This window comes from Pectinatus sottacetonis (assembly GCF_015732155.1).
GTDB classification, from domain to species: Bacteria; Bacillota; Negativicutes; order Selenomonadales; family Selenomonadaceae; genus Pectinatus; species Pectinatus sottacetonis.
The window spans coordinates 1061611-1088010 of the sequence record NZ_WIQK01000001.1; the positions used below are offsets into that span (position 1 = coordinate 1061611).

The 26400-nt window shown below is 33.7% G+C and carries 24 protein-coding genes, 2 tRNA genes and 3 pseudogenes; 23 read left to right on the forward strand and 6 right to left on the reverse strand.

The annotated features are described in order from the left end of the window. Positions 1–168: 168 nt before the first annotated feature. Both I6760_RS04885 and I6760_RS04890 read left to right on the forward strand, forming a co-directional pair. Positions 169–585: a C-GCAxxG-C-C family protein gene (locus I6760_RS04885; protein ID WP_196593340.1), complete on the forward strand. Its 417-nt coding sequence runs from the start codon at positions 169–171 to the stop codon at positions 583–585. 172 nt (positions 586–757) lie between these two features. Continuing rightward, positions 758–1096, forward strand: coding sequence for a GrlR family regulatory protein (locus I6760_RS04890; RefSeq protein WP_196593341.1), 339 nt, complete (start codon positions 758–760; stop codon positions 1094–1096). A gap of 121 nt (positions 1097–1217) precedes the next feature. Here the strand turns inward: I6760_RS04890 and I6760_RS04895 are convergent, their stop codons facing one another. Continuing rightward, entirely contained in the window at positions 1218–2642 is a 1425-nt protein-coding gene (locus tag I6760_RS04895; protein ID WP_196593342.1) for an aldehyde dehydrogenase family protein, read from the reverse strand. Positions 2643–3078: 436 nt separating this feature from the next. Between I6760_RS04895 and I6760_RS04900 the strand changes: the two genes are divergently transcribed. The 3 genes from I6760_RS04900 (at position 3079) to I6760_RS04910 (ending at position 6277) form a co-directional block, all read left to right on the forward strand. After that, positions 3079–3363, forward strand: a complete 285-nt coding sequence (locus I6760_RS04900) for a YhdT family protein (RefSeq protein WP_196593343.1) — start codon at positions 3079–3081, stop codon at positions 3361–3363. Then, entirely contained in the window at positions 3356–4861 is a 1506-nt protein-coding gene (gene panF / locus I6760_RS04905) for a sodium/pantothenate symporter (protein WP_196593344.1), read from the forward strand. The genes I6760_RS04900 and panF overlap by 8 nt, the downstream gene beginning before the upstream one ends. Before the next feature lie 126 nt (positions 4862–4987). Next, complete coding sequence (locus tag I6760_RS04910) at positions 4988–6277, forward strand: O-acetylhomoserine aminocarboxypropyltransferase/cysteine synthase family protein (RefSeq protein ID WP_196593345.1); 1290 nt, start codon at positions 4988–4990, stop codon at positions 6275–6277. Between the two features lie 86 nt (positions 6278–6363). Here the strand turns inward: I6760_RS04910 and I6760_RS04915 are convergent, their stop codons facing one another. Together I6760_RS04915 and I6760_RS04920 are read right to left on the reverse strand one after the other, a co-directional pair. Further along, a complete protein-coding gene (locus I6760_RS04915; RefSeq protein WP_196593346.1) occupies positions 6364–7458 on the reverse strand; it encodes a hypothetical protein in 1095 nt (364 codons plus the stop codon). 126 nt (positions 7459–7584) lie between these two features. Continuing rightward, positions 7585–8541 carry an alpha/beta hydrolase gene (locus I6760_RS04920; RefSeq protein WP_196593347.1) on the reverse strand — a complete coding sequence of 319 codons (957 nt, stop codon included), beginning with the start codon at positions 8539–8541 and terminating at the stop codon, positions 7585–7587. Positions 8542–8763: 222 nt separating this feature from the next. On the opposite strand from I6760_RS04920, the gene I6760_RS04925 reads away from it, so the two are divergent. Together I6760_RS04925 and I6760_RS04930 are read left to right on the forward strand one after the other, a co-directional pair. Next, positions 8764–8839: transfer RNA gene (locus I6760_RS04925), tRNA-Ala, on the forward strand. Positions 8840–8850: 11 nt separating this feature from the next. Further along, positions 8851–8926 (forward strand) — tRNA-Ala (locus I6760_RS04930). Positions 8927–9180: 254 nt separating this feature from the next. On the opposite strand, the pseudogene tnpA reads toward I6760_RS04930, so the two are convergent. After that, a pseudogene (gene tnpA / locus I6760_RS04935) lies at positions 9181–9480 on the reverse strand (IS200/IS605 family transposase); the annotation flags it as partial. Positions 9481–9605: 125 nt separating this feature from the next. Beyond that, positions 9606–10442, reverse strand: a complete 837-nt coding sequence (locus I6760_RS04940; RefSeq protein ID WP_196593348.1) for a hypothetical protein — start codon at positions 10440–10442, stop codon at positions 9606–9608. A 274-nt stretch (positions 10443–10716) separates the two neighbouring features. Here I6760_RS04940 and I6760_RS04945 point away from each other — a divergent pair, with 274 nt between their 5' ends. Both I6760_RS04945 and I6760_RS04950 read left to right on the forward strand, forming a co-directional pair. Continuing rightward, on the forward strand, positions 10717–12978 hold the full coding sequence (locus I6760_RS04945) for an ATP-binding cassette domain-containing protein (protein ID WP_196593349.1): 2262 nt from the start codon (positions 10717–10719) through the stop codon (positions 12976–12978). Further along, positions 12965–13408 carry a MarR family winged helix-turn-helix transcriptional regulator gene (locus I6760_RS04950; protein ID WP_231036097.1) on the forward strand — a complete coding sequence of 148 codons (444 nt, stop codon included), beginning with the start codon at positions 12965–12967 and terminating at the stop codon, positions 13406–13408. Before I6760_RS04945 ends, I6760_RS04950 begins: the two co-directional genes overlap by 14 nt. A 398-nt stretch (positions 13409–13806) precedes the next feature. Here I6760_RS04950 and I6760_RS13045 read toward each other — a convergent pair whose 3' ends face one another. Further along, a complete protein-coding gene (locus tag I6760_RS13045) occupies positions 13807–14025 on the reverse strand; it encodes a helix-turn-helix transcriptional regulator (RefSeq protein ID WP_196594778.1) in 219 nt (72 codons plus the stop codon). Positions 14026–14149: 124 nt separating this feature from the next. Between I6760_RS13045 and I6760_RS04960 the strand changes: the two genes are divergently transcribed. The 14 genes and pseudogenes from I6760_RS04960 (at position 14150) to I6760_RS05025 (ending at position 26358) form a co-directional block, all read left to right on the forward strand. Further along, entirely contained in the window at positions 14150–14605 is a 456-nt protein-coding gene (locus tag I6760_RS04960) for a helix-turn-helix domain-containing protein (protein ID WP_196593350.1), read from the forward strand. Positions 14606–14677: 72 nt separating this feature from the next. Next, positions 14678–14968, forward strand: a pseudogene (locus I6760_RS04965) (transposase); the annotation flags it as partial. 142 nt (positions 14969–15110) lie between these two features. Beyond that, a complete protein-coding gene (locus I6760_RS04970) occupies positions 15111–16622 on the forward strand; it encodes an Eco57I restriction-modification methylase domain-containing protein (RefSeq protein WP_196593352.1) in 1512 nt (503 codons plus the stop codon). Next, positions 16588–17508: a BsuBI/PstI family type II restriction endonuclease gene (locus I6760_RS04975; RefSeq protein ID WP_196593353.1), complete on the forward strand. Its 921-nt coding sequence runs from the start codon at positions 16588–16590 to the stop codon at positions 17506–17508. Before I6760_RS04970 ends, I6760_RS04975 begins: the two co-directional genes overlap by 35 nt. A gap of 20 nt (positions 17509–17528) precedes the next feature. Further along, complete coding sequence (locus I6760_RS04980; RefSeq protein ID WP_196593354.1) at positions 17529–18632, forward strand: DUF262 domain-containing protein; 1104 nt, start codon at positions 17529–17531, stop codon at positions 18630–18632. Further along, complete coding sequence (locus I6760_RS04985) at positions 18622–19263, forward strand: MAE_28990/MAE_18760 family HEPN-like nuclease (RefSeq protein ID WP_196593355.1); 642 nt, start codon at positions 18622–18624, stop codon at positions 19261–19263. Before I6760_RS04980 ends, I6760_RS04985 begins: the two co-directional genes overlap by 11 nt. Positions 19264–19276: 13 nt before the next feature. Further along, positions 19277–19495 carry a hypothetical protein gene (locus I6760_RS04990; protein ID WP_196593356.1) on the forward strand — a complete coding sequence of 73 codons (219 nt, stop codon included), beginning with the start codon at positions 19277–19279 and terminating at the stop codon, positions 19493–19495. Positions 19496–19544: 49 nt separating this feature from the next. After that, positions 19545–20356, forward strand: a pseudogene (tnpC, locus tag I6760_RS04995) (IS66 family transposase); the annotation flags it as partial. A gap of 239 nt (positions 20357–20595) precedes the next feature. After that, on the forward strand, positions 20596–21045 hold the full coding sequence (locus I6760_RS05000) for an Lrp/AsnC family transcriptional regulator (RefSeq protein ID WP_196593358.1): 450 nt from the start codon (positions 20596–20598) through the stop codon (positions 21043–21045). A 148-nt stretch (positions 21046–21193) separates the two neighbouring features. Beyond that, positions 21194–22567 carry a UDP-N-acetylmuramoyl-L-alanine--D-glutamate ligase gene (murD, locus tag I6760_RS05005; protein ID WP_196593359.1) on the forward strand — a complete coding sequence of 458 codons (1374 nt, stop codon included), beginning with the start codon at positions 21194–21196 and terminating at the stop codon, positions 22565–22567. Positions 22568–22841: 274 nt separating this feature from the next. After that, positions 22842–24371: a sensor histidine kinase gene (locus I6760_RS05010; RefSeq protein ID WP_196593360.1), complete on the forward strand. Its 1530-nt coding sequence runs from the start codon at positions 22842–22844 to the stop codon at positions 24369–24371. Further along, the gene (locus I6760_RS05015) at positions 24343–25038 is read left to right on the forward strand and encodes a response regulator transcription factor (RefSeq protein WP_196593361.1); all 696 of its coding nucleotides are present in this window, start codon (positions 24343–24345) and stop codon (positions 25036–25038) included. Before I6760_RS05010 ends, I6760_RS05015 begins: the two co-directional genes overlap by 29 nt. Before the next feature lie 178 nt (positions 25039–25216). Next, positions 25217–25813 (forward strand): phosphatase PAP2 family protein, encoded by a 597-nt coding sequence (locus I6760_RS05020; protein WP_196593362.1) that lies wholly within the window; start codon positions 25217–25219, stop codon positions 25811–25813. Continuing rightward, positions 25807–26358 carry a class I SAM-dependent methyltransferase gene (locus I6760_RS05025; protein ID WP_196593363.1) on the forward strand — a complete coding sequence of 184 codons (552 nt, stop codon included), beginning with the start codon at positions 25807–25809 and terminating at the stop codon, positions 26356–26358. Before I6760_RS05020 ends, I6760_RS05025 begins: the two co-directional genes overlap by 7 nt. The last annotated feature ends 42 nt before the right edge of the window (positions 26359–26400 follow it).

Below are 26400 nucleotides of genomic sequence, written 5' to 3' on the forward strand. Positions count from 1 at the left end.
GATCTAACCTTTATCTGCTAAATTGCAGCAAATTATGTTACAATATCTAGTATATAAAAAAATCTCATTTTACAATTAATTCACCAAAACAGCCATAAAATGAATTTTTATTTTCTTCGCGGGCAACTTGCGGAGAAAACTACAGCAAATAATTTTTTGGAGGAAACCATGAACAGACTCGAAAAAGCTACTATTCTTCACCACAAGGGATATAATTGTGCCCAAGCCACTGCTTGTGCCTTTGCTGATCAGCTTGCCATAGATGAAAAGTTACTATTTAAAATACTGGAAGGCTATGGCTCTGGTATGGCTGATACATACGGGACATGCGGCGCACTTTCTGGTGCCACAGCCGTCGTAGGCTTACTTAAAAGCACCGGAAATTTAAACGGTCCTCCCTATTCAAAAGCAGTTACTTATCCCTTGGTAAAAAAAATCAATAATATTTTTCGCCATAAAAATGGTTCGACTATCTGCCGTGAACTACGCGGCATTACTACAAAAAACCCACTTCGTTCATGTGACGGCTGTATTCAGGATGCCGTAGCTATTCTGGAGAAAGTTCTGAAATTACCGGAAAACTAAACACTATACTCTCAGTAAAAATCACAAAAATATCATAAACTTGCCACATTTTATATTTATTAACCTGTTATTATAATATTTAAAAGGATAATCTGTTGAACATTTTTGTAAAGCGAATTATTTTATCAACTAGCACAATGTGAAGATAGTAAATATATTTTTACTAAAGGAGATGATACAAATAGAACGATCTTTATGGGGTGTGGAATTTTTATCAAATGTAGGAAAATTGGGAACAGGCATCGTCACACTCAATGATAATATTATTTCTGGCGGTGGTTCATTATACTATTATATCGGCAGATATATAATCGATGGACAAAAAGCTTTTGCAACGATAACTGTAACTAAATATGCTGCTGGTGAATCTGTATTTGGTTCTATAGCTGCTTTTAATTTAGAATTAAAGGGCATTTTCCAATCAAACTATATGTCTTTAACAGGAGTAATGATAGAAAACCCCCAATTTACTGTAAATATTAATTTAAAAAAATTACAAAATTTAACCTGAAAAACCGCAGGGCATAATTCCCCTGCGGTGATTTTTCTTTACTTCACACAGTATAGCCAGCCATTTATTCAACAAAATATTTATACCTGTACAGTAAAAAACATTAAAATCGGTCCTTATCTTAGCTGAAATTAAACACTACCAGTTTTTCTTCGGTTAATTCCCGTACAGCATATTCCGGACCTTCTCTACCAATCCCACTGTCTTTTACCCCACCATAAGGCATGTTATCCATTCTGAAAGTGGACCCATCATTTATAATAACTCCGCCTGTTTCGATTTTTTCTGCACATAAGTGTGCAACAGCGAGCGAACTAGTAAATACACCTGCCTGTAAACCATAGTTAGAATCATTTACAGCTGCAATCGCATCTTCAATATTATCATAAGGCATTATTGAAAACACTGGTGCAAATGTTTCTTTACAAATGACCTTCATCTTACTATTGGTACCTGTTAAAATCGTCGGCATAAAAAAGGCTCCTTTTCGTTTGCCGCCGACCAATAATTCTGCTCCAGCACTGACTGCTTCATTAATCCAGCTTTCAATGCGAACAGCTTCTTTTTCTGCTATCATCGGCCCGATATCAGTATTGGTAGCAAGTGGATTACCTATCTTTAGTCCCGCTGCGTATTCTACAGCGGCCTTACAAAATTCGTCATAAATATTTTTTTGCACATATACTCTCTGACATGATATACAAACCTGTCCCGCATTAACAAAAGCATATTTAGCACATAATTGGGCCACTTTTTTCACATATGCAATATCATCATGAACTATATTAGCTGAATTTGAACCCAGTTCTAATGCTACTCTTCTAAACCCAGCAGCTTTTTGCAGACTTTTCCCTACTGGTACACTTCCCGTAAATGAAATCATTTTTATTCTTTCATCTTTTACCAATAAATCTCCCACCAAAGAGCCTCGCCCCATAATGAGATTTAAAAACCCATCAGGAAGTCCTGCGTCAGCGAAGGCTTCACACAATAAATATGCTGTTAATGGCGTAGCTGAAGCTGGCTTATATATCACAGTATCTCCTGCAGCAATAGCCGGACCAATTTTATGGCAGGCAAGATTCACCGGAAAATTAAATGGTGTTATAGCACAAACAACACCAAGCGGCATCCGTTTAGTATATGCGACACGCTTTTCGCAGCCAGGTGCCCCTTGAATAGGGACCATTTCCCCTGTCAAACGTTTTGCCTCTTCAGCAGACAAAATAAGTGTCTGGTACGCCCGCGCGATTTCACCCATAGCATCATTTATAGGCTTACCAGCTTCTTTAGATAATATTTCAGCAAATTCATGCTGCCGCTGCATCACATTATGTGCAGCTTTCATTATAATTTCATAGCGCTGATACGGCGCAAGTTTTACCGTTTCAAAAGCTTCTTGTGCGGCATCAACAGCCATTTTTACCTCTTTTTCTCCCGCAGTAGAAATTTGCGCAAAAACTTCTCCTGTCGCCTTGTCATATACATTTTCTGTAGCTGCTGTCGGCATTTTTTTCCCATCAATAATAAGCTCATAACATTTCATAAAACATTCCTCCTCAAATTTGCAACGCATATTTATATTATACAAGTTCATATTTAATTCCTGCCATTCATTACATAATATATGGCGGGACAGCTTGTAAATTATCTATTTATATGATACTATTCAGTTAATATCGTACAGATGGCATTTAATAATATTTTTCATGAGTATATTATACAACTATCATACACTAATAAAAGCTATACTGACAACGATAATAAACATTTTATCCATTATGTATTAGTGGTTTCTTATAACCGTTATATCTGCTTGGATCTTTACCGACTAAGACAGAAAGGAGTCATATTATTGTCTAAAAATCATTAAACATGCCTAGCGATATTTCTGTCGATGGCATGTATTTTTTTGTCATGAAGCATCTGAGAACGAACAAAAATTCTATTTTATCAAGTACTAAAGGAGCTGTTTTTACCACATGAAAAAACTTTCTTATAAGGAAAAATTCACTCAAGTTAATCGCGAAGCCCGTATAACATGTATAATAACTGCTGTCATCATAGCTTTTTGGTGGCTTACGGCTTTTGGTGTAAGTAAAGAAACAATGTTTTTTAATATGCCTTTATGGTTTATAGGTTCATGCATAGGTACTTATATTTTAGCAATAATTCTCGTTACCTTCGCCGTAAAAAAATTTTTTCTCAATTTCAACCTTGATGATGAAGATACCTCAAATAAAGAGGTGAATAAAAAAAATGCGTAGTTTCACTATATTAATTCCTTCTGCTATTTTTTTCTTATTGCTTTTAAGTATAAGCTTTTACCTTAAACAACAGGAAAAAACTAAACGAAATATAAATTTTTCCAAAGAATATTTTATCGGTGGCAGAAGCCTAAATGGATTTGTCCTTGCGATGTCATTAATTGCCACTTATGGATCAGTAAGTTCATTTGTCGGTGGTCCCGGTGTTGCCTGGCAGAAAGGCTTTGCCTGGGTATTATTCGCTTCCGTGCAAATAGTTGCTGCTTATCTTATATTAGGCATACTGGGCAAAAAAATGGCTCTTGTTGCCCGTAAAATAGATGCTGTGACAATTATCGACCTTATCCGATACCGTTATGCCTCAAATACACTCGCCAATTTATGTGCTTTGGTCTTATTAGTATTTTTTACAACACAAATGATTGCCCAATTTATCGGCGGCGCACAAATTTTTGCTGCCGTGACCGGTATGAACTATACCACAGGATTAATATTTTTTGCTGCCGTTGTAATTATCTATACAACAATTGGCGGTTTTAAGACAGTAGCAATAACTGATACAATATGTGCTATTATGATGCTGCTGGGCATGTTTTTTCTGGCCTATGCCATTTTACAAAAAGGCGCAGGTCTTGCCAATATAATGCATACTATACAAGTTTTTTCCAATGATAAAAACAATATCGACATGCTATCCCCTACCGCCAGCGGCACTGTCTCCATTCCCCTGTTAATGAGCCAATGGATATTGTGCGGCATAGGAACTATTGGGCTTCCTCAGTCTGCCGTACGTTGTATAAGTTATAAAGACACACAATCCGTTCACAAAGCAATGATAATTGGCACCATTGTCTGTGGTGCCATGATGGTAGGAATGCCTCTTTTAGGTGTATTAGCACGCGGCGTGATCACACAGCCGCTATCGCAGCTCGGTGGTACTACCGACAAAATAATTCCTATGCTGATTGCCAATTACATGAATCCATGGCTGGCAGGACTTACTATAATTGGTCCATTAGCAGCAACAATGTCAACTATATCTTCTCTGCTTATTGCTGGGTCTTCAGCAATAATAAAAGATATTTATCTCTTTTATACCAAAGATAACAACCGGAGTAATAACCAAAAATTTATCAGCCGCATAAGTATTTCAGTGACCGCTATAATGGGTATTATAACTGTTCTAATGGCAATAAAACCACCTGATATAATTGTATGGATAAACCTCTTTGCCTTTGGTGGTCTGGAAACAGCTTTTTTCTGGATCCTTATATTTGGCTTTTTTTGGCACAGAGCAAATGCTGCCGGTGCTATCTCTTCCCTTATCTGCGGATTATCCGCATATTGCCTGACAATGGCCTTCGGTATAAAAATTTCATCCTTCCACAACATAGTAATAGGTATAGGCATTGGTGCCATTGTTTTTATCTTAGGAAGTATATTTACCAAATCACCTGACAAAAAAATCGGTCGTATTTTCTTTCCTGAACGATATTAATCCATTGCTGTTCATGATACAAACTTACAAATTATTATTGACACAATATGAATTGAAAATTATAATTATATGCATGGCAATAGCGTCAATTAAATATATCAGTCTTATAGAAAGAGGTTATCCAATATGAATGAGCATCAATACAAATTTGAAACACTACAGCTGCATGTCGGCCAGGAAGAAGCTGATCCAGCAACAGCTTCCCGTGCTGTCCCCATTTATCAGACAACATCATATGTATTTAAGGATAGTCAGGAAGCAAGTGATTTATTCGGACTCAGAAAGGCCGGCAACATATATGGGCGCCTGACTAATACTACCCAGGACATTTTTGAACGTCGCATTGCCGCCTTAGAAGGGGGTGTAGCTGCTTTAGCTGTAGCCTCAGGTGCAGCTGCCATAAATTATGTTCTTCAGGCACTAGCCCATTCAGGCGACCATATTGTTGCTGCCACAACGATTTATGGTGGAACTTATAATTTACTTGAACATACCCTGCCAGATTATGGCGTGACCACAACCTTTGTCGATCCTACACAAGGAGCAAGTGTATTTGAAAATGCTCTGAAAACCAATACCAAATGTGTTTTTATTGAAACCGTCGGTAACCCTAATGCCAATCTGATAAACATAGAAAAAGTAGCTGCCATTGCACATGCCCATAAAATTCCCCTTGTCATAGATAACACATTTGCTACACCATACCAAGTAAAACCCTTTGAATATGGTGCTGATATTGTTGTCCACTCCGCAACAAAATTCATCGGCGGTCACGGAACAACTTTAGGCGGAGTAATAGTGGACAGTAGTAAATTTGACTGGGTGGCTTCCGGTAAATTTCCTCAGCTCGTTGAAGCAAACGCCAGCTATCATGGGATTAGCTTTGCTAAAGATGTAGGAGCTCCTGCGTTAGCTGTTTTTATCCGTGCTTTATTACTGCGTGATACCGGCGGCTGCATTTCTCCTTTCAATGCATTCCTGCTGTTACAAGGCACTGAAACTTTATCCCTGCGCGTTGAACGTCATGTTGAAAATGCCTTAAAAGTTGTTGATTTTCTAAGTAAACATCCCAAAGTTGCCAAAGTAAATCATCCATCCCTGCCCAACCATCCTGATCATGCACTATATAAAAAATATTTTCCTAACGGCGGCATATCTATTTTTACTTTTGAAATTGACGGTAATGAAGCTCAGGCCCGTAAATTTATCGACAATTTAAAAGTATTTTCTCTATTAGCAAATGTAGCTGATGTGAAATCACTGGTTATCCATCCGGCAAGCACTACACATTCCCAGATGAATGATGAAGAATTAGCACAAAGCGGCATTAAAAAATCAACCATCCGCCTGTCTATCGGCACTGAACATATAGATGATATACTATGGGATCTAAAACAAGCTTTCGAAGCAATATAATAGTATACCTATTGAAGAATAGTATTCATCTTTTGCACACCTATAAAAAAATACTGCAACAGCTGTTAATGCTGTTGCAGTATTTTTTATTCTATTTCAGGAATAAATAAAGCCGGCATCTTTTTTATTATGTCGCAGACCTTTTGTTCCAAAACCAATGCTGCCTGATAATTTTCCTCCGCCTTTGTAAGCTCCATTGGATCATTTGTCCCCATTCCTGCCGCAAAATCCTGCCATGCCTCAATTGTTTTTGCATTGCTCTGCATCCGCAGAATATGAAGATGCAATGCGCCTGAGGGAACATTTACCATTTGTAAATAATTTTCCCTGTCCCGATAAGCCGGAATTATTTTGTACAGGATGAAATTTTTTACTTTAGTGCGTTCTATGGCAGGAGTTGTTTCATTGATGTTCTCCGCCAAAAGGGAAAACTGTCCCTGAAGCCTACGAAAATAAGTATTGTACTGCGTAATTCTCATTTGTGTTCCATTTATATAAGCAGAAATATCACCTGCACATAAATCACGCACATGTACCAAATAATCATGGTAATTAATGATTTTTACTATTCTCCAAACATAACTTTTATCTTTTTCTAATAAAAATTGTAGAGTGAACTCTGTATTCGTATATCGGTCAACAACCAGTATCGGTAAGATCGTCTGCCCTGTTTTATTCGTTTCCGCGCGGCCTATCTTTTTTATCAAAGTATCTTTTACAAGCGAGCGTTCCAACAGTTCTTCGTAATCAATTCCCATTTCCCTGCCTTTTAATACTGATGATCCCCTTGGCGGCAGCCATTTATTTTCTGTCATATATTCATTTACTATATTTACTGTTCCTTGACAAACAGCTGGTTTAATCAACTTATAAAATTGATTGAATGTTTGTTTTTCCTGTGCTTTCATATTCACACCAGAAAACAAATCGCCCGTAACATCATCATAACAACCGCCTACTATCGAAGGAATATCAATATAACGGTTCAGTATATCAACGTTATTGTTTCTATAAGCAAACTTTATCTGCATAACTGTATACCATTTTGACTGCATAGCCAGCGCAAATATTAAATAAACAGCAATAAACCCTATTGCAAAGCCCACAACTATTCTATTTTCGTTAAACCATTGTTCTATTAAACCTTTTTTTTCATTATTTACCAAAGAACTCATGTTCATTAATAAAAGCTCCTATATTAAATTATATGCAACGTTTTTATTATACTATATTTTTATCAACATATATATACCATATTCAGCAAATACTGCTACTAAGCAAATATTATTAAAACTATTATTTCCTTCCTAAATAATATTGCTGTCATAGAGAAATTTTCTTAATACATCATAATATTCTCTTGGATTTTTCTCAATCGAAACGGCATGCGGCGAATCTGCAAAAATATGTGATTCCTTATAAGATGAGCAGGCATCATATAATTTTTGCATTGAAGTTGTCGGCACCAGTTCATCTGCCCCCCCATGTAAAAATAATATTGGGCTTTTCGCTTTATGTACTGCACTCAAAGGAGAAAGCTCAGCCATCGTTCCACCGGTATGCCAATACATAGAAAGCTGGCAGTAAAACCACAACATATTAATAATAAAGTCATTTTTCTGTACCTGCAAAAATGATCTGAACTTTTCATGATAAATATGCGATAAGTCATCATATGCACTGTCCTCAACATAAAACGCCGCCTGTATCGGTGGATTTGAACCGCTGTGCAGCAAAGCATATGATGCTCCTAGAGATATACCTTGAATTCCTATTATATTGTTTTTCTTTTGATTTTTTAAAAACGCCATCCATGCATCAATATCGGTTACTTCTTTCTTGCCCCATGTCATCTGGCCCTTGCTCTCACCATGTCCCCGCAAGTCAATGAGCAGCACATTAAAACCCAGTTTCAGATAAATTGGCACATAGTCAATAGACATAGACCTGTTTTGATATATGCCATGCATTACAAGCACTGCCTTATCTGTAGGTACTGAATTTTTTATATAAGTTCCTACCATTACATAGCCGTCATTCGTTGTTATTGTCACTCTTTCCCATTTTTTCTCTGCTTCATATTTCTTAATTCTGTCAACATTTTGGGAATAATCAGCTAGTACCGGGACCAAACGGTCAACATGCTGTTTATTAAACATCAGATAAAGTGTATTTCCAATAATTGCCCCGACAATATTTGCCATTATAAAACAACCAATAATTATTCCTGTTAAAAGATATACATACTTATAATAATTTTTCATCTAAAACACTCACCACATCTACTCAAATCCTGTTTATCCCCTTAACAACCGTATTTATATATACCTGTCACAGTATTTTTTATTTTCCTGTCGGATAAAATATTAAGTCGCTTTACATGTAATGTCAAATCTAATTTTCCTAATTTATTATATAATTTTCTTGCAATTAATATATTAATGTTTTATAATTATAGCCAGTGTCACGGGATTTTCGACGATTGTGGGGATGTAGCTCAGCTGGGAGAGCGTACGGTTCGCATCCGTGAGGTCGAGAGTTCAATCCTCTTCATCTCCACCAATAATAAATATGGGGACGTAGCTCAGTTGGGAGAGTGCTTGAATGGCATTCAAGAGGTCGAGGGTTCGATCCCCTTCGTCTCCACCATTATAAAATAAGGATTTATGAAGTTTGGGAGCAATCAGTTCAAGAGGTTATTGGGAGCAAACTGGGAGCAAAGTTCGTAAATTAAAAAATAGCCGATAGGATTTTTCCTACCGGTTTTTTTATGTTTTAAAATAAATTTTATATGTAAATAAATATTCACCCGCATAGCGGGTGGTTTTTCTTTTTCGGACATAGCCCTTTTTCACTGGCTGCGCATAAATGCGCTTTTTATTGGCCTGCCAGCCGTGCAACTTTTATTTGCTACCCGTAAACGGGTCTCTTGGATCAAACAAACTTAATTGGTCTGCTTCCTTATCTCATTTTAGCTGATTTGCTATATATTCTGTTATAGCTTTTGTGTCTTTTCCAACTGTATCTACATAATATCATTTGTACCAAAATTCGCGATTTCTATACGCAAATTTCATATTCCCAAACTTTTGAAATATCATTAAGCTACTTTTCACTTTTAGATATCCCATAAATCCTGAAACGCTTATCTTTGGTGGTATACAAACCAGTAAATGTATATGATCTGGGCATATTTCTCCCTCAAAAAATACCGCCTGCATTTATTTGCAAGCGGCTTATTTGTTTTGATTGCGATACCAGTTAGCTTTTCCTCTTAATACATCACCCCCGCGAGTTCCATCGGTAGCCCAGGGATTATAGTTTCATGCTAATCAGGCCGGGTGAACTCTACATTTGAGCAATTTGAGATATCTAAGAGAAATGCTGTTGCTGGATCATAATCATCACGAACCAATTTAAATGACATTTTACCAGTAGCGGTATCCATAAATTTATAAGCATTTATATGTGTGAGTATATTATTAATAAGGTCCTTGGCTTCTGTTTTGCTGGATAGTTGGATACTAATGCCAACACCTTCATCAGAAAGTGTTTTCCCTATCTTTATTAAGGATTCTTCACTTTCTCCTAGCCCCCAGTCATTATTGACATGAAGTTCAAATAAGACCTCAGCAGGGTTGGCATCTTCGCCAACAGCACCAAGACCTAAGCGATTAGGAATGTTTTGCATTTCAATCCATGTTTCAGGAATTGTAGATTGTTTGCCTATATAAGCGGTAGGAACAACAATAGACACAAATGGCTTGTAGGCTGGGGGTAGACCGCGCAAATCTTCTTGAACGCTATCTTTATTCATTTGGTTAACCATCCATGCATCAGTGCCTTGGTTATTACCACCAAGATAAATATGCATGGTTCCATCAAAACCGCCTTGTTCATCCGGGCCACCAAAAAGGTTGTAATCATTTATGTTTATTTCATAAGGTTGACCATTTTGGGCTCTCTTTGACACAGAAGTTGCCCTGCCCTTACTTTCTGTTTTTCCATGTCCGGTAAAAGTCATTCCAATATATTCCATTATAAGTGATCTAACTAATGGCCATGCATTAAAGTTAGCATGGGCAGCGTATTCTTCTGTATATATTTCACTCCTGAAATCTCCGAAATATGATATTATAGGTGACTTTATAAGGCAACGCCCCATAACAGCAGGAATAGGATTGCCAATTTTAGTATCTGGTGCAGATACTTTTAAGGCATCAGCTTCTCCGGTCGATATTTCATTTTGCTGCTGGAACGTTTATTTAAAAAATATAATGCAAGAGTGGATAACCCATAGCCAAGATATTTGTTGAATCCCAAATAATCACCTCATTAAAATTCAATAATAAATATTATTGAAAAAATATTTTTTAGATGATAATATATAGTTAACTTAGTCATATATTTACTATATCATATAAAATGGAGATAAATGAATGAACGATTATATTGAAGTATTTGGTGCGAGAGAGAAAAATCTTAAAAATATTGATATTAAAATACCGAAAAATAAAATTACAGTTTTTACGGGAGTTTCTGGTTCAGGAAAATCATCATTAGTATTTGATACTTTAGCTGCAGAATCACAGAGACAACTAAATGAAACATATACAAGCTTTATTCGGCAACGTATGCCACGTTATGGAAAACCTGATGTTGATAAAATAAAAAACCTTACGGTAGTTTTTATAATTACACAGAAAAGGTTAGGTGGAAATGCTCGATCAACAGTTGGAACAATTACAGATATTTACTCATTGTTACGGTTATTATTTTCAAGAATTGGAAAACCATTTGTGGGTTATTCAGATGTATTTTCATTTAATAATGCTGCAGGAATGTGTTCTTATTGTGAGGGGTTGGGAAAAACAGAAACTATTGATATAAAAACGGTATTAAACTTTGAAAAATCTTTAAATGAAGGCGCAATTCTTTTTCCTACTTTTGAAGTAGGTGGATGGCGTTTAACCCGGTATACTGATTCAGGTTTTTTTGACAATAACAAAAAAATAAACGACTATACAGATAAGGAATTAGAATTACTACTTTATGGAGATAATATAAAAATAAATAATCCGCCACCTGAATGGCATAAAACTTCATTATATGAAGGAATAATACCGCGAATTGAACGGAGTTTTTTGAAAAAGGAAAATGGTGAAAAACTAAAATACATAAAAGCTATTGAGCCTTTTGTTATAAAACAAGAATGTAAGCATTGCCATGGGATGCGGTTAAAAGATAAAGTGTTGTTATGCAAAATAAATGGTAAGAATATCGCGGAATGTACGAATATGAATATTGATTCACTTTTTAATTTTATAAAAAATATTTCTGATATTAAAGTTAATGCGATTATATTAGAAATAACAAAAAGGCTGCAATATATTATATCAATGGGTATGGGATATTTAAGTTTGAATAGAGAAACATCTACACTTTCAGGCGGTGAATCTCAAAGAATAAAAATGATTAATCAACTTGGTAGTAGTTTAACAGGCTTAACATATATTTTTGATGAACCTAGTATAGGACTTCATCCGTATGATATAGGGAAAATTAACAATCTCTTGAAATTGTTACGTGATAAGGGAAATACAGTTGTAATTGTTGATCATGATCCAGATGTGATAGAAATAGCAGATCATGTTATTGATATTGGGCCTGGAGCAGGGAAGTGTGGAGGAAATATAACATATCAAGGTAATGTCCTTGGTTTGAAGAAATCCAATACGATTACAGGTAAATTTTTGAGAAATAACTCTCAATTGAAGTCTAATATACGTATGCCAAAAGATTGGTTCTATATTAAAAATGCAAGAATGAATAATCTAATAAATGTGTCTGTAAATATTCCTAAAGGTGTAATGACTGTAGTCACTGGCATTGCTGGAGCAGGAAAAAGCACTCTTGTTAATGGGATATTAACTGATCTATGTAAAAATGTGATTATTATAGATCAAAAAAGCATACAAACTTCCAAGCGGTCTAATATTGCAACATTTACGGGGATTTTTGATATTATTAGAAAATTGTTTGCTAGAAACAATGGTATTAAAGCATCCTTATTAAGCTTTAATTCAAAAGGTGCTTGCCAAAATTGTAAAGGGTTAGGAGTTACTTATACAGATTTATCATTTTTAGATACAGTTGTTACAACATGTGAAAAATGTAGAGGAAAACGGTATACTGATGAGGTGCTTACCTATCGATTGAGAGAAAAAAATATTGCTGATATACTAGAAATGACAGTAGATGAAGCTTTGGACTTTTTTCATGAAAAAGAAATTGTATCAGTATTAAAATCGCTTTCTGATGTTGGAATCGGATATATTTCATTAGGGCAGTCTTTAAATACTTTTTCAGGTGGTGAGTTACAGCGGCTTAAGCTAGCAAAAGAACTTGAAAACACCGGAGAAGTTTATATTTTTGATGAACCCTCAACGGGATTACATATGTCAGATATAAAAAAATTAATGACTATAATGGATGTAATTTTAGCGAAAAATAATACAATTATAATCATAGAACATAATTTGGAAATTATTTCTCAAGCTGATTGGATTATTGACCTAGGACCATATGCAGGGGATAATGGTGGGAAAATTGTGTTTTCAGGATTGTCCAAAGATATAATAAATTGTAAGTTGTCGTTGACTGGAAAATATTTAAGAAAATATATAAATGAAAATGAGTGATAATATTATGTCGACAAAAGAATTAGAAGAAGCTTATGTTCCTTTTCAATGTATGGTAGTATCAAATTCAAATAAATTTAATGTTGAGGGCGTTTCAACAGCGCAATATTATATAATTGATATTCTTGATAAACAAGGTTCGAAAACAACAAAAGAACTTGCTGAAATGAGGGGAATATCACAATCAGGCATTTCAAAATTAACAAAGCGTTTATTGGAAAAAAAATACATAGCGCAAGAAAGAAGAGTTAATGACCGACGTGTTTATAATATAGTGCTTACCAAAGAAGGTAAGTTTTTCTTAAATCGTGTTGAAAAATTTGGAAATGAAATAATGAATATAATAAATGATGCATTGAGTGTAGAAGAAATACATAAATTTTCAGTAATGTGTAAAAAAATTACAGCATTATATGCGAAAAAACAATAAAATTTGTTATTATGCTAAATAGGTTACCTTTGTTTAAATAGATGACTATATAATTTACTATTCTTAACTACAGTTGTTGTGATGAAACCTTCTAGTTTTTTGCTATCCACAGTATTTTGAATATGAGTATTTACTATTGGTGTTTTTGAGCTATTACTTATATTAAAAGCAAATTTGTCCATAGTTCCATTTAAAGCATTAGAACCAGCTCTATGAAAAGATTAGTTTTTATTCCTTTTCCTTTTTAGTTTGAGTTTCACGCGGCTGCCTCTTATTGATTCAGGGCACATATGGTCGTCTCTGCAAACAGGTACCGGTGTGCCATCCATTAAAATCTAGATATTGTAGTTTGAATATAGTTGCTTACCACAACGCCAACAGAACATTTGATCACCTCCTTAAGCAGATTTTTCTTTAGACTTAGATTTATTATTAAAAGTATTTTTAGTACAGTTGGAGGATAAAAAGATATTAGCTATTTTGCTTGCAATATCTAATGATGGTGTACGTGTTCCCTGTTCAATAAAGGAAATGTATCGTTCCGTTACCCCTACAGCATTTGCTAAATCTTTTTTTGTAAAAGATTGTTCTTCTCTTATGATTCTTAAGTTATTAATATTAGTACCTCCTTATGTACTAATAGTACAGTACTTTTAGTACATTGTTAACAGGAATTTAAAACTAAATGTAGTATTATATAAAAATAACTTATTGTTCAGATTTTTAGAAAGGTGCATAATTATGATTTCCAAAAGGATAAAAGAATTACGTACTGAAAAAAATTTAACACAAAAAGAATTAGCAAATCTTCTTAGTTTAACACCAAAGATGATTTCGTTTTATGAGCTTGGGCAGCGGACGCCACCAAGTGATATAATTCTTAAATTAGCAGAAATTTTTAATGTTTCCACAGACTATTTGCTTGGCCGTGAATCAGATGAATATGATAAATTATCAAATGAAAATTTACCTAAATTAAATAAAAAAGACAAAAAAGATATTAGTAAAATTTTAGATGCATTAGTAAACGATCTAGCTGGAAAGGAAGCGGTTGCATTCTATAATGGTGATGAAGAACTAGATGATGAGACTAGAGCATTAATTGCCCAAAGCTTAAAAGTATCAGCGGTAATAGCAAAGCAAAAGGCAAAAGAAAAATTCACACCAAAAAAATATAAAAAGAATGATAACGAATAGGCAGGGATGCTGCATATGGATATATATAATGAACCCATAAATTAAGACAAAAAATCAGTTGTTTTACAGATAGGAACCCCAACGATTATGAACAGTGATCAAGGCAGCGATTTTACCAGTCCGCGATACACTAAGATTTTTATTGATGCTGGTTGCAAAATAAGCATGGATCACCGTGGACGTGCCTATGATAATATTTTCATTGAACGCTTATGGCGTACCGTAAAATATGAGAATGTGTATCCGAGAGAATATAGATCTCCAAGAGAAGCTCGTATCGGCATCAATGAATATATGAAATATTACAACGAAAAACGGCTGCATCAAAGCCTGAATTATAATACCCCACAGGAAATATATTTCACATCTGGCAGGTGATATTTATAAAATTTAATTTTCAAAAACATAACTTATTTTTATAAAAAATCTGTCTTGACAAAGGGGTTCACTTTAGTAATTGTGGTCCGGCTTTTTATTTTATGATATTAGTTTAAAGGAAATTGATATGTTAGATTATATAGTAGAACAAACTAATTTATATATAAAAGAAATGCCAAAACTTGAGCGGAAGAAGTATGGCCAATTTTTTACGAGTAAAGAAACGGCTGTATTTATGGCAGGTTTATATGATATACCAAATAACGTGGATAAATTAACTATACTAGATGCTGGAACAGGTTCGGGGATTTTATCGGCGGCATTAATTGAACGATTACAAAATAATAGTATACATACTGTAGAATTAACTTGTTATGAAAATGATGAAAAAATATTAGGTTTATTACAAACTAATTTAGCATATATACACGAAAAGGTGAGCTTTAAATTCAATTACAGGGTTATTACAGAAAACTATATTACAAACCAGTATTTAGGATTAGAAGGTAATCTGGCATATGAAGATTCGGTAGAAAAATATGATATCGTTATAGGAAATCCGCCCTATAAGAAATTACCAAAGGAAGCCCCGGAAGCAGCAGCGTTACCAGATGTTTGTTATGGTGCTCCTAATATGTATTTTCTTTTTGCTACAATGGCTCTTTATAACTTAAAAGACAATGGCGAAATGGTATATATAATACCACGTTCATGGACATCAGGAGCTTATTTTAAAAAGTTTCGTGAATATTTTTTGAACAACTGTACTATAGAGCATATACATTTATTTATTAGCAGAAGCAAAGTATTTAAAAATGAAAATGTTCTTCAAGAAACCATGATAATAAAAATAAAAAAATGTATAAATCATGATGGGAATATAGCGGTGACATCTTCTGCCAATAATAGTTTTGATGATGTAAAAGTTATTAATGTGCCTTATAATATAGCAGTTTCTGGAAAAGATTATTATGTGTATCTTATTACTGATGAAAAAGAATTGAAGCTTCTTGAAAAATTTAGATGTTTAAAAGATACGCTGCCAAGTATTGGGTTGAAGATGCATACAGGATTAACAGTTGATTTTAGAAATAGAGAATTACTGTGTGATGAACCTAAAGAAGGTACTGTACCATTATTCTATGCACAGCATCTAAAGGCTGGACGAGTGGAATTTCCTATAAATAAAACTGGGGAGTATGTTTTTACTGATAAGGCAGGATTGTTGCAGCCAAATAGGAATTATCTATTTGTTAAAAGATTTACTTCAAAAGAAGAAAGCCGAAGACTGCAGTGTGGAATATACTTAGCACATGAGTTTCCATTTTATGAATTGATCAGTACGCAAAATAAGCTAAATTTCATTGATAATAAAGAGCATAACATATCAGAAAGTGTTGTATATGGGCTTTATGTTTTATTTAACTCAACTGCATATGATATGTATTACAGAATTTTAAATGGCTCTACACAGGTTAATTCTACTGAAGTTAATTCTATCCCAGTACCAACAATCAATGAAATTGAAGAACTAGGAAACGAACTTATTAAAAGCAATGATTTAACAGAAGAAAATTGTGATAAAATTCTAGGGAGTTTTTTTAATGAACAAAATAGAAGAAGCGAGAAAGTTTCTTGAATCAATAGGTATGCCTGAGCGGCAGCAAGCTGATATTGCTTGTTACACATTGTTGGCATTGGCACAAATAAAAAAATCCGATGATTGGAATATGGCAACCAATGAATGGTTTAGAATACATGATATTATACAGTTCACTAATAGTCATTATGATATGACTTATGCTGAAAATAGTAGAGAGACATTTCGTAAGCAAGCTTTACATCATTTTAGAAGAGCAGCTGTTATAGAAGATAATGGGAAACCAACAAATAGTCCTAATTATAGGTATCGCTTAACACCGGAAACGTTAACGCTAATAAAATCATTTAAGAGTGAATTATGGGAGAATAATTTTAATGATTTTTCATTAGTACATGAAAAGCTTATTAATGTGTATGCTTCAAAAAAGAAAAGGGAAAAGATGCCAGTTAACATTAATAATATTGAACTTACTTTTTCTCCGGGAAAACATAATGAGTTACAAAAGGCTATTATAGAAGAATTTGCGCCACGATTTGCAGGTGGTTCAGAGTGCTTGTATGTAGGGGACACTATAAAAAAAGATTTGGTTAAAAATGAAACAGTCTTGAAAAAATTAGGGTTTGAAATAACGCAGCATGACAAAATGCCAGATGTAGTATTGTACTGCAAAGATAAAAATTGGATATATTTTATTGAGGCAGTTACGTCTGTTGGCCCCATGGACCCAAAACGAATAGAAGAAATTAAGCTTATGACGCAAAATGTGACAGCTGGTAAAATATTTGTTACAGCATTTTGGGATTTTAAAACATATAAAAAATTTGTAGATTCTTTGGCATGGGATACAGAAGTATGGTTGGCTGAAATGCCAGAACATATGATACATATGAATGGTGACAGATTTATGGGACCGAGAAATTGATTTATAAGGAGAATAACGGTATGAGTTTAGAAGAAGAAATAAAGAGAAAAAGACAGGAAATAACTATAGATTCTTATGCAATGTCAATTGGAGAAATAGCAAATCTTTATCGTGATGGAGAATTGGAGATTCATCCAGAATTTCAACGTTTTTATAGATGGGGCGATGAACAAAAAACAAAACTAATAGAATCAATATTATTAGGTATTCCTATTCCGCCTATTTTTGTTGCACAAAAAACTTCTGGAGTATGGGACGTTATCGATGGACAACAACGGTTATCTACTATATTAGAATTTATGGGATTATTGAAAGATTCAGATGGTAATAAATTAATTCCATTGGTATTAGAAGCGACTAAATTTCTTCCATCATTAGAAAGTGTCATTTGGAATGATGATAATCGTTTTAATTCAACTCAGCGTATAGAGTTTAAACGAGAAAAATTGAATTTCACGATAATAAAAGAGAAAGATAATTCAGATCAAACAAAATATGAATTGTTTCAGCGGTTAAATACAGGGGGAACTCATTTATCACCGCAGGAAATTAGAAATTGTATCCTGATTATGATCAATAGACCATTATACTTATTGTTAGAAGAACTAAACGAATATGATAGTTTTTCTAAATGTGTGGCAATATCAGAGAATAAGGCCAATGAACGAAAAGATATTGAAATGATTGTGAGAACTATAATTTATATTAATCTTAATCAAGATACTTTTGATAGAAAAGATGAAGGAAAAAATATTTCAAAGTATATTACAGAAAAAATGGAAAAATTAGCAGCAAATAATGAGATTGATAAGGATAAATTTAAAAGTAATTTTAAACGAACATTTGATATATTAGAAAAATTATTTGGTAGAAATGCTTTTAAAAAATATAGTAATGATAAATTTTCAGGAGCATTTAGCGATGCATCTTTCGAAGCAATAGTACCAGGCATATATGAAAATATTTCTTATTGGGAAAAAAATGAAGAACTTTTAAAAGAAAAAGTTAAAAACTTATATAGTGAAGAAAAATTTCAGGAAGCTACCAAGCATGGTGTAAGACCAGTACAAAGAATTTTTCAATTAGTAAACTTTAGTAGACAGTGGTTTAAGCATGAAGATTAATACTTTGGAAGATTTGCAAGATAAATTATCTAGTGATTTATCTTGGAGAAAAAGAGAATTAATATATATGAAGCAAAATATTGCTACAACAAATAATCCTACATTGATACGTGCAGGAGTAGCACTCCTTTCAGCGCATTTTGAAGGCTTTTTGAGAACAGCGGCTAATTATTATGTTATATATATTAGCAATCAAAATATTTGTAACAAAGATTTAAAAAAGAATTTTTTTGCATTACAATGTAAAAATAAAATAATAGAAGCGGGAAAAACAGAAAAAACATCAACGCATACAATACTTATAAATAATATGTTAGAGTTACTTTCACAAAAATTTCATATAAGAAAACCTGATATTTCAACTGAAAGTAATCCTAGCTCGAAGATATTTAGAGAAATAATGAAAAGTATATCTTTAAATTTTACTAATTATGAAACAAAGGTTAATTATATAGATGCAGATTTATTAAGTAATCGTCATAAAATTGTTCATGGAGAACGATGGAATGTAGACGCTGATGAATATTACGAAACTTTAACAGAGATATTAAAAATCATGGATAATTTAAATAATCAAATTTTTGAAGCGGCAAAGAATAAAGAATATCTTTTAAGTGAAAATATTACATGAGTGAGGTGATAAAATGCCTACAAAAAGAACGCACGGAGAAGATTCTGTCTATTTTGAGGAATCTAGACAAAAATGGGTAGCATCTTTTTTTGATGCCCTAGGAAAACGCCATAAAAAGAGATTTGATGGCGAAAAAGAGGCTCGTGTATATTTAATAGATCAGATAAACGAAATTAATAAAGGCAGTTTTATCACACCTACCAATTTGACTGTGGGTGAATGGGTAAAGTAATAGACATTTACCGGGAAACATTTGAATGCCGCACTTGCCGAAAAAATGAACAGTACAGGTAATGGGCGAAAAAAACCGTAAAAACACAGCAAAATCCTATATGTGGCTGTATAGCAGCGGTAAATATGACCCAATACATAACATCCGGATATTCGAATACCAGCCAGGAAGAAAAGGCGATTATGCCCAAAACTTTCTCCAAGGATATAACGGGTATTTGCACACTGATGCCTATGTTGGCTATGAAAAAGTAGAAAACATAAAACATTGTCTGTGCTGGGCCCATGCCAGAAGATACTTCGTTGAAGCAATACCTTCTGACACTGATGAACTTTCCGGGACAATAGCACAAGAAAGCATAAAACAAATAAATAAACTGTTTGCCATAGAAAAACTATTAATAAAAGAACCCATACAAAACAGGCAAAAAGAACGTCTCCAGCAAGAAAAACCGCTGCTAGAGGCCTATTGGTCATACCTTAAAATAAACAAAAATAAAATATTGCCAAAATCAAAACTAGGCAAAGCAATAAACTATGCCCTAAACAACCAGCAAAAATTGCAGACCTACTTAGAAAATGGTCATTGTGACATATCCAATAACCTAGCAGAAAACAGCATCCGTCCATTTACCATAGGCCGGAAAAACTGGCTGTTTTCCGGTTCGCCCAAAGGAGCCAAAGCAAGCGCCGCAGTATACAGCATAATAGAAACCTGCAAAGCAAATAAAATAGATACATATAAATATATCTTGAATACATATTTAAAAAGCTGCCTAACCAGCCAATTATTCATAATCCTGCGCTGATAGAAAATTATCTGCCATGGAGTGACGAAATAAAAAATAACTGTAGTCAATAATTATAAAGTTATAAAAATGCCGCTAGTCCTTGTATGTAGAATACAGGATTAGCGGCATTTTTTCTATACACCATTTGATTGATTGCTTACGTTTTAGCATCATATTTATCATAATTAAGGGGACTAAATAAATTTACAATGGTTTATAACGCAAAAAATGTGTTATAATAAGGCAATAATTATATATGACCCAGTTAATTGAATTGTTGCCAAAAGAAAATAAAGTATTGTGAGGCTTTATGAAAAATAATAAACTTGACCACATTGATTTGAAAATTATACAAATGCTTCAAAAAAATGCCCGAATATCGCTAAAAGAAATTGCCAAAGTAGTGTTTCTTTCATCACCTGCTGTTTCTGCGCGTATCAAGACACTGATGGATGCGGAATATATTACGGGGTTTTATGCCTGCGTTAATCCTAAATCCTTTGGTTACTGCATAAAGGCATTTATTAATGTAGAAGTCGACCTCACAGACAAAAAAACATTTTATCCGTTTATTCGCAGTCAGGGATGTGTTATTGAATGCAATTGTGTCACTGGTGATTATTCTATGCTTTTAGAAGTTTTATTTTCTAGTACCGATAAATTGGATGAGTTCATTGGAAAGCTTCAACGTTTTGGAAAAACGAAAACGCTTATTGTTTTTTCGACAGTAATTGAACATCGTGATGTTGATATTCAGTAGATCTTTTTATCATAATTTAATTGTTGTGATGATTAAATTATGATGGTTATGGAATGAGGCGATACCAATATAAAAGGCAGCGTGTGTTTGTTATGCAGTATAGTCTTATCTACAGATGTAATTTTACTATTTTAAGGGGGCTATCGATGTGAATTTTCATCGTAAAAAAATATTAGTTATTGGGGCTGGTGTCAGCGGTTTTGCCGCTGCAATGATTGGACGAAAGCTGGGGGCTGATGTTGTATTGTCTGATGCCAAACCAGAACAAGAATTAAAATATGATTTTAAGAAGTTTCGTGCTGCTGGAATTAAACTGTTTTTTGGTAAACAGGAAGATGGATTATTAACAGATGTTGATCTTATAATAGTGTCACCAGCAGTGCCAATAAGTACACCGCTTGTTAAAAAAGCATTGCAATGTGGAATACAGGTTATTAGTGAAATAGAACTGGCTCAGAATCTGGCGCAGTCACCTTTCTATGCGGTTACTGGGACAAATGGCAAGACGACAACTGTTACTTTGCTGGGATTATTGATTGCAACAATGTATGGTAAAGATAAAACAGGCGTAGGCGGTAATATAGGTGTTTCATTATCAGATGAAGCGTTACGTATCGGCAGTAATGGCGGCATCGTAGCAGAAATATCCAGCTATCAATTAGAAGCAACAAATCACTTCCATCCACATGTATCCGCAGTACTTAATGTAACACCGGATCATATTGTGCGGCATGGATCGATGGAAGTTTATCAGAAGATGAAGGAACGCATTTTCCATGAGGAAACAAATGATGACTTCCTTGTTCTTAACTATGATGATGAAAGGACTCGCTCAATGGCTGAACGAACAAAAGCCCGGGTATGTTTCTTTAGCCGTAAAGAAGAACTGCAGGAGGGGGCCTGCCTGCAGGGCGATACCCTTGTTATTCGCTGGGATAATCAATGCTGGCCTCTCTGTACAGTAAATGATCTGGGGATAAAAGGATCTCATAATGTAGAAAACGCTTTGGCAGCTAGTGCTATGGCTTTTTTAGCGGGCTGTAAACCAGAAAAAATGATTCCTGTTTTAGAATCATTTCGCGGAGTGGAGCATCGTATTGAATATTTTGCTACAATTGATGGTATTCCTTATTATAATGATTCTAAGGCTACTAATACTGATTCGGCAATTAAGGCACTGGAAACTTTCCCGGCACATATTGTTCTGCTTGCCGGCGGAGATGATAAAATGACTGATTTAACGGATTTTATGCAGCTTGTCAAGGAACGCGTAGATGAGCTTATCCTGCTTGGTAATGCTTCAGAACGTTTTCATAAAGCAGCTGTAAAGCAGGGCATTGAAGAAGTTCATATCCATGAAGCTGGCTATTCTATGGAAAAAGCTGTTGCCATTGCTCACTCATTGGCTCATGTACCGCAGGTTGTGTTGCTTTCACCGGCTTGTGCCAGCTTTGACATGTATGATGGGATGGCGCAGCGTGGACGTGACTTCAAACGCTTAGTTCGCAAGTTCCAGCATTAAGCTGCATATCCAACATTGGAATATGTTAAAATGATATAGTAAAAGAGGTGAATTCTTAAGAGTTCACCTCTTTTACTATATCATTATTTTGCACTGCCATTTATTAAAAAGATAAACATTTTGTATTATATTAGTTAGTGTAGTGCAGCTTTTTTGTTCGTCTTTCTAAGAAAATTAATAAATCGTTTATAATATATTAATCTTTGAAAATTTAACTTTTGTTTATATTTATCAAGTATAATAAAAAAGAGTTACTATGAGAGAAAGGAAAAATATGCAAATACGTGATATTTCAGTAAAAAAACGATTATTATTTGTTAATTTTATAATGGTTTTTATTCCAATATGTTTATTAATCGTTATTGTAATGTTGGTTTTAGCTGGATTTCATTTTTCTGGGATTGCTCAGCAGCGTGAACTAACATTGCTATGGCCAGAAAAAGGGCCAGCACTTTCCATTCAATATGCAGTAAATTCATTGCAGGTTAAATCGGAAAAAAAAGGACATCCTGATATAAAAGAATTAGAAGAAGACTGCCATATTCTTGAATCACAAGGTATTAATACAATGATATTAAAAAGTGATAAAATTATTTACGAAACACCAAATATAGATAGTACAGCATTACAAATAAGCGTACAAGAAAAATGTGGCGATCGACATTCAATAATGCTATGGACGGATAAAGATTTTACTTTTTGCTATAAATCGTTGCATAATGGAATAACTATTTTAGCCACAGGAACCATACCATTTGTAACGAAAAAACCTATTTGGACATATAATACAAAAAATATATGGGAAACGATTATTACTATCATATGGGGAACTGCTATTATTATTTTTTTAGGTATAGCTGTTTTCATAATTATTGCAACGGGTATTTATTTATCAAAACTGCTTGCAAAGCAGATTCTCGATCCATTATCTACGTTGCGTTTTGCGGCCAACGAAATTCAAAAGGGTAATTTAGATGCTCCAATGGTAGTTCAGACACAAGATGAATTGGGAGAAACTTGTCAGGCTTTTGATCGTATGCGCCAAGAATTAAAAATTGCCAGAGAAACACAAGAACGATACGAACAAAATCGTAAAGAACTAATTGCTGGGATATCTCATGATTTATCAACACCTTTGACTTCAGTTAAAGGATATGCAAGTGGTATTTTAGAAGGAATAGCGCAAACTGATAAAAAACAACGTCATTATGTAGAGATGATTTATAAAAAAGCTTGTACAATGGAAAATTTGGTGAAAAGTTTATTTTTATTTTCTAAATTAGATTTAGGTAGTATACCCTTTCATTTTGAAATAGTAGAAATGTATTCTTATTTTGCGGATTTTGCGGCAGATAAAAGAGAGCTTTTAGAAGAACGTGGGGTAAAATTATTATTTTTAGCAGAAAAAAACAATTTGCCCGTACGGCTTGATCGTATACAATTTCAACGTGTTATAGAAAATTTAATTGAAAATAGCATAAAATATAAAAGTAATAAATCTGTCCATGTTAAATTAAATTTAATACGAATAGCAGATAAAGTTAAAATTTCTTTTTCTGATGACGGTTTAGGGGTAAAAGATACAGAACTTCCGAAAATTTTTGATAGCTTTTACCGTACTGATCCGGCGCGAACAAATGTAGCCAAGGGAAGTGGGCTGGGATTAGCAATTGTAAAACAGATTATCTCCAGTCTAAAGGGAGAAATCTGGGCAGAACAAACTCCTGGTGGAGGTTTAACTATTTGTATATTATTGCCAATTTTGGAGGAGAAAAATGAAAAAAGTTTTACTCATAGAAGATGATAATGGAATTGCTGAACTAGAAAGAGATTATCTTGAAGCCAGTGGATTTATTGTTGACATGGCAGAAAATGGAACAAAAGGATTAAAAAAGGCATTGTCAAATGTTTATAATATTATACTTTTAGATATTATGTTACCAGGTATAGATGGTTTTAAAATTTGTCGTGAAATTCGTAAAGTAAAAAAAATACCTATTCTTATGATATCGGCAAAACGAGAAGATATAGATAAAATTCGCGGCTTTGGTTTAGGGGCAGATGATTATATTGTAAAACCATTTAGCCCTGGAGAATTAGTTGCTAGAGTAAAAGCACATATTTCTCGTTATGAACAGTTAACGGGAGAAAAAAATTGTAAAAATCAACAAAAAATTCTACAAACAGGTAACTTAGAAATACAGCTTGAAACACATAGGGTATATTTATCGGAAAAAGAAGTTATACTGACAAATCGTGAATTTGAATTGTTAGTATTTTTAGCAAAAAATCCAGGTATAGTTTTTAGTAAAAATAGCTTATTTGAACGAGTATGGGGGCTTGAGGCTATGAGTGATACAGCAACTGTCATGGTACATATAAATCGCATACGGGAAAAAATTGAACCAGATCCATCTAGCCCCTTTTATATTGAAACTGTATGGGGAGCTGGATATCGTTTTCATAAATAGATTCATTTTTATCTATATTTATATGATATTATTTTTCTAATAAATGTGGTAGAATGTCCCATAATAATAGGTGTCATATATCGAGATGCAGTTTTATAAAAAATTTCTTTCTTGTTTAAAAATTGTTTATATTTAACCACTATACTAAAACAATAAAAGAAAGAGGGCAAAATTATATATGGAAAATATTCTTAACTTAGATACAACATTAATTTTTTTTGTTCAGAATCATTTAGTAATAAGTATACTGTCACCTATAATGATAGGACTATCTACTATCGGAAATTTTGGAATAATATGGATTTTACTTGGAATTGTACTATTTTTTAAAAAAAGGGGCGGAAAGGGGCGGAAAATTAGTGTAGGAATATTTATTAGTTTAGGATTTAGTTTAGTTGTTGGAAATATAATTTTAAAACATATGATAATGCGTGTACGTCCATGCATCGAGTATCCTTGGGTACCAATGCTCATAAATATTCCTGCTACTAATAATTTTTCTTTTCCATCTGGGCACACATTTTCTTCTTTTGCAGCAGCTACGATATTGTTTAAAGGATTAAAAAAGAAGTGGGGAATTATTGCTCTAGTTTTAGCTTCGGGCATTAGTTTTTCCAGAATTTATTTATTTATGCACTATCCAAGTGATATATTAGCTGGAATTATTTTGGGTATTGGGTTTGGCAATTTGTCATATTATCTATCAGGTAATTTGACTAGATTTAATATTTGTCAAAATTTGAATTGCATAAAGAAAGATATCAATAAATGGTAAATTATAATATTTTTTTACGGGAATTTTTCGAAAAACCAACAAAAATTGGTAGCATTATACCAAGTTCAAATTTTTTGGTAAGAAAAATGTTACAATCCCTATCATGGGATGAAATTGACAGCATAGTCGAGTTAGGCGCAGGCACAGGTGTTTTTACTAAATATATTGCCCAACATAAAAAGAAAAATTGCGCAGCTGTTATTATTGAGCAAAATAGCTTAATGAGACAATCACTGGAAAATCATTTTCCAAAATTATTTTTTGGGGAACAAGCAGAAAATTTATCATTTATTTTACAAAATTTGGGACTAAAAAAAGTTGACTGTATTATTTCTAGTCTTCCTTTTGCAATGTTTAATAAAAAATTAAGAGAACAAATAATATATGAAGTGATGTTCTCTTTAAAAAAAGGTGGAAAATTTATTGCATTTCAGTATTCGTTACAGATGTATCCTAGTCTGCACGAAAAGTTTTCAAAAATAAAACTTGATTTTGAAATATTAAATTTTCCTCCGGCATTTATATATCGCTGTGAAAAAAAATAAAGTAGTTTTGTTATGCTGATTAAAATCATGGTTTTTCCCATA